A 4714-nucleotide genomic window follows, 5' to 3' on the forward strand; every position below is an offset into this window, starting at 1 on the left:
CTGCCGTTCGAGGCGCTGGAGCCGACGATCCTGGCCGCGCTCGGCTCCCCGATCGAGGACGTGTTTGCGAGCTTCGGCCGCGACCCGATCGCCGCGGCGTCGATCGCGCAGGTTCATGCCGCCACCCTTCGCGACGGAACCGAAGTCGTAGTCAAGATACGCCGGCCGGGGATCGCGGAACGAGTCGATGCCGACCTTCGGCTGCTCCGCCGCATCGCGCGGCTTGCCGCGAGGCACTCGCCGGAGATACGGCGCCTCAAACCTGACGACCTGCTCCGGTTTTTCGCGGAGAGTCTGTCGCAGGAAATGGACCTCAGTGCCGAAGCGGCAGCCTGCGAGAGCATCGGGGCCTTCCTGCAGCCGCTCGGCGTCCGCACGCCCGCCTTCTACTGGGATCAGGTCGGGCGCCGGATCAACGTGCAGGAGCGGCTCAACGGCGTGCCAGTCCGCGAGATTATCGACGGGGCGCAGGAGGGGGGCGTGGAGGTCGCCGGCCGCTACGCGGATGCCGTGCTGCGGATGATCATCTTCAACGGCCGGTTCCACGCGGACCCCCATCCCGGCAACGTCTTTGTCCTTGCCGATCGCTCGCTCGCGTTCATCGACTTCGGCGCGGTCGGCGTGCTCAGCCCCGCCCGGAGGAACGAGGTCGTCACGCTCATCCTTGCGATCGCAAGCGAGGATACGCGGTCGGTCACGGACGTGCTGCTGCAATGGTCCGGCGAAACCGATGTCGATCGTCAGGCGCTGGCCCGCGACCTCGACGCGCTCACTGGGCGATTCCGCGGGGCGGTACTCCAGCAGATCGAGCTAGCCGACATCTTCGGCCGTGTATTCGCGCTGCTGCGAACCTACCGGCTGGCGCTGCCGCCCGATCTCGCCCTGCTGCTGCGCACCCTGTTGATCGCCGAAGGGTTCGTGCGACGGCTCGATCCCGGCTTCGACATCGCCGCGCGCGCCGCGCCGATCGCGCGCGAACTTCTGCGCGAGCGGATCGGCCCGGCCGGACTCAAGCGGGGCGGACGGCGGCTGGCGACAAGCCTTGGCCGGCTGGCCGCGGTATCCCCCGATTTGGTGACCTTCGCGGAGCGTGTCGCACGGTCGGGCGCGCTGCCGATCGAGTTGCACAAACGCGCAGTCTCACCCCCGGCCTCGCTCCGGCGCGCCGATCCCAACGTCCTGTCTGCCGGAATGCTGGTCGCCGGCGCGATCCTTCAGCGTGACCATGATGTTGTCGGCACGATATTGATGGCGTCAGCGGTATTGCCCGCAAGCTGGGCCTGGTTCGCGAGCAGGCGGAGGCGCTGACCTGCCATCGCCCGATGTGACGGATTCACGGTTTCTGCCTTCCGTCTAGCGCGCGCTGAGACCGCCCCTCGAGCTTCATCTGTGAACGACGGAACAATCCAGGGGGAGGGGGTGTTCTCTATAAGTAAACCGGCTGGTGTATAAACCGCACCCTGGTTAGATCGAACGAGGGCCTTGCGTGTGGAACAGCCGGACTACGAACAACATCCACTTGCCGAGGACTGGGCTGATTTCGGCGCTGCATTGAGCAACCTGATGCCCATGCTGGCAAGCTATGCACGATCGCTAGCCAGAAATCCTGATGCTGCACAGGATCTTGTTCAGGAAACCGTGCTGAAGGCGTGGCGCAGCCGCGCATCATTTGAAGCCGGTACGAACATGAAGGCGTGGACCTTCCGTATTCTTCGCAATTCGTTTCTGTCGCATGTACGTCGTCGACGCACGGTACAAGTGGGCGAGACTGCCGAACTCAACGACGTTCCGGTGGCGTCAAACCAGGAGTCGGTCGTGACGTTGAGCGATGTTCGCCGCCTGTGGCCACGCCTGACGCCCGAGCAGCAGCGGTGCATTCAATTCGTTGGAATCGAGGGCTTGAGCTACGAAGAAGCGGCCACGATCGAGCAGGTTCCTGTCGGCACAATCAAGAGCCGCGTGGTAAGGGGGCGGCAGATGCTGCGCGCACTCATGGATCACGCGAGCCGCGATGAGGCTTCCGGATCAGAACCTCAGATCATTGCGGACGATGCGATCTGTCAGGCCGAGCCGCCATCTATCGACGAGGTGCACACGAGACAGATCGAACTGCTGCAAAGCTGGCGGACGAAGCGCGCGGCCGATCGCTGTCTGGCAGCCTGAAGCGGTCGGCTCGCTCGATCCCAATGCGTACCCCAATCTTGGCACATTGGCCGGAGATCGTCGTGGAGTTGGCAATATCGAGCAAACAGTGGCCAGGCGCCTTGACCCGCAGCATCGAGAGCATCTTTCAACGAGCAGGGATGACCCGATAGCGCAGGAAGGCACCTGCGGGTTCAGCTTGGTGTGCAAGCGCCATTTCCTCCAAACTACCAAAATACGCCTGTGAAGCTGCTCGCCGGAAACGAGCCGCAGAAACGCATCATTCTCGGAGAACCACCGCCGCTTGGTTGGTGTCATAACCGAATGGATGCGCCAGGAATATCCACGGACGCTGTCGCCATGGAGGCAGCAGCAAGCCCCTTCACTTTCCATTACGCCGCTAAACGGTCGATCGTGCGTAGGATCGATCGTAAATCGAAAGGCTTGGGAATGAACGCCGCCCGCGTCGGCAGCTCGGACGGGTGCACCTTCACGATGCCGGACACCACCACCAGCAATGTCGGGGGATAGCGGTCGCGGACATAGTGGCCGAGCTTCATGCCATCCATCGATCCGGGCATGGCAACGTCGGTTAGCACGATCCAGATCGTGGCGTTCGCTTCCAGCAGCGCAATCGCCTGGTCGGCATTCTCGGCCTCGAAGCCGCGATCCTCGAAGAAGTCCACAAGGTCGTAGCGGATGAACGCCTCGTCCTCCATGATCAGGATGGCTCGCGCCCGCTCGGCTTGCTCGATGGTCATGCGCCGATCGCCTCGCCGGCACCTGCCAGCGGCGCTTCGATCCGGAACTCGGCGCTAGATACCGGGTAGCTCAACGTGGTATCGCCCCGGAAATAGCCACGTAGCGAGCGTTCGATCATGCGGGAGCCGAACCCCCGGCGGGTCGGCGCCGACACCGGCGGACCGCCCTGCTCCTGCCAGAGGAAGGAGAAGTGGGGGCCACCTTCCTCATCCCTCACTTGCCACTGGATCATCACCGTGCCCGTCTCGTTGCTCAACGCTCCATACTTGGTGGCGTTGGTCGCCAATTCATGCAGGGCCAAGGTCAACGCCAGAGCGGCTTGGGAGTTCAACCGGATGCGCGGGCCTTCCATCTTTATCCGGTCGCGTTGCCCGGCGACCGCCGTCAGGCCGGCATCCAGCACCTCGTGCAGCCCAGCCTCCTGCCATGACGATGCGGTCAGCACGTCGGTCGCACGCCCCAAGGAGGCGAGGCGGGAGCGAAGTCGGCCGATGCCTCCTCCGGCGAGGGCGCGTCGCGCATCGTCTGGCTGGCGATCGACTGCACCATTGTCAGGATGTTCTTGATGCGGTGCGCCAGCTCGCCATTGAGGAGCTGCTGCTGCTGGCGCACCTGCTCCAGGGCGGTGTGGTCGCGCGACACCGACAGGATGCGGGCGGTCTCCCCATCCAGCCCGGGAATGGGCGATACCGAGATGGACCAATGCTTGGCGGTGCCGAGGTAGGTATCGGCCGGCGCCTCGAAGTGCGTGGTTTCGCCCCGCTTGGCTGCCTCGATCGCCTCCTTCGCGTAGGCGGGTCCGCCTTCCTTGAGGAAGTTCGGTCAGGGGCATCCGGCGACGGCGTTGAAGTCGCTGACCTCCATCGTCTTCATGCCGCCTTCGCTCATGAAGGAGAGCGTGCCGTCCAGCTCCACGACCTTGATGCAGTCGGTCGAGGCGGCCAGCACGCTGCGCATGAACACCGCCGCTTCCTGCGCCTCGGCGGTCGCGGCGTCGCGCTCGCGCTTCGCCTTCACGCGCGCGGTGCTGTCGGAGGTGATGTTCATCAGGCCCGCGACCTCGCCTTCGTCGTCCCAGACGGGCGAGTAGGCGAAGTCGTACCACGTCTCCTCCGTGAACCCGTTGCGGGTCATGGTGAGCGGCTGATCCCGGAAGGCGACGCTTTCGCCCCGGAACACCCCCTCGATCAGCGGCTCCAGGTCAGGCCATAGTTCGGGCCATACCTCCGCGGTCGGGTAACCAAGCGCGTCGGGGTGCCGGCTGCCCAGGATGGGGGCATAACCGTCGTTGTAGAGCAGGATGCGCTCCGACCCCCAGATCAGGCACATGGGATGGAGCGAGGCAAGCATGGCATCGACCGAGATGCGAAGGGCCGCCGGCCAAGTGCTGCGCGGACCCAGGGGCGTGCGGTCCCATGCGAACGCCCGGGTGCGCTCGGCCATGTTCAACTCGGGCATGCTGATGGCGAGAGAGGCGTTCATTCGGGATGGCTCGTCCGGTGATCTCAACGGGCTAACCACTGCACGGCCTGCTTCCAGTTTAGGCGAACCCAAAACTTGAGGGAAGCGCCGGAACCAAATCATAGTTAAAGCGTGAACGCGCGCCGATGCATCCGTTCTTGTCCGCGATGCAGACAGAGCCAGGATATAGCGGAGTGTGAGGTAACGCATCCTCATTCAGAGGGATCGGGAACAAAGAAAGCCTCAGGAAAATTCCCTCGACTTTACATAATACATATTATCAGACTGGCGGATTGTAGGCGCTAAGTAGAAATGACACTGCTCCGCTAGATAGAAAAGGCACACAGTG

At 63.8% G+C, this 4714-nt stretch carries 4 protein-coding genes and 1 pseudogene; 2 read left to right on the forward strand and 3 right to left on the reverse strand.

Annotated elements, in window-relative coordinates; genetic code table 11:
* On the forward strand, nt 1-1308 hold a 1308-nt coding region (locus tag AX702_RS14245; protein ID WP_066780656.1), incomplete at its 5' end, for an ABC1 kinase family protein.
* Nucleotides 1309-1488: 180 nt separating this feature from the next.
* Entirely contained in the window at nt 1489-2163 is a 675-nt protein-coding gene (locus tag AX702_RS14250) for a sigma-70 family RNA polymerase sigma factor (RefSeq protein ID WP_231023664.1), read from the forward strand.
* Nucleotides 2164-2534: 371 nt separating this feature from the next.
* Here AX702_RS14250 and AX702_RS14255 read toward each other — a convergent pair whose 3' ends face one another.
* The 3 genes and pseudogenes from AX702_RS14255 to AX702_RS22945 all read right to left on the reverse strand — a co-directional run bounded on the left by AX702_RS14255 (nt 2535) and on the right by AX702_RS22945 (nt 4386).
* The gene (locus AX702_RS14255; protein ID WP_066780660.1) at nt 2535-2903 is read right to left on the reverse strand and encodes a response regulator; all 369 of its coding nucleotides are present in this window, start codon (nt 2901-2903) and stop codon (nt 2535-2537) included.
* Nucleotides 2900-3453 (reverse strand): annotated as a pseudogene (locus AX702_RS22935) (HWE histidine kinase domain-containing protein). Before AX702_RS22935 ends, AX702_RS14255 begins: the two are co-directional and overlap by 4 nt.
* A 273-nt stretch (nt 3454-3726) precedes the next feature.
* Nucleotides 3727-4386 carry a PAS domain-containing protein gene (locus AX702_RS22945; protein ID WP_066780665.1) on the reverse strand — a complete coding sequence of 220 codons (660 nt, stop codon included), beginning with the start codon at nt 4384-4386 and terminating at the stop codon, nt 3727-3729.
* Between the last annotated feature and the right edge of the window lie 328 nt (nt 4387-4714).

Source organism: Sphingomonas sp. CCH5-D11, assembly GCF_001557395.1.
In the GTDB taxonomy this organism is placed as follows: Bacteria; Pseudomonadota; Alphaproteobacteria; order Sphingomonadales; family Sphingomonadaceae; genus Sphingomonas.

Excerpts from the sequence above, each read along its gene's own strand:
- AX702_RS14255 (WP_066780660.1), bottom strand. The coding sequence starts at position 2,903 with ATGACCATCGAGCAAGCCGAGCGGGCGCGAGCCATCCTGATCATGGAG.
- AX702_RS22945 (WP_066780665.1), bottom strand. The coding sequence starts at position 4,386 with ATGAACGCCTCTCTCGCCATCAGCATGCCCGAGTTGAACATGGCCGAG.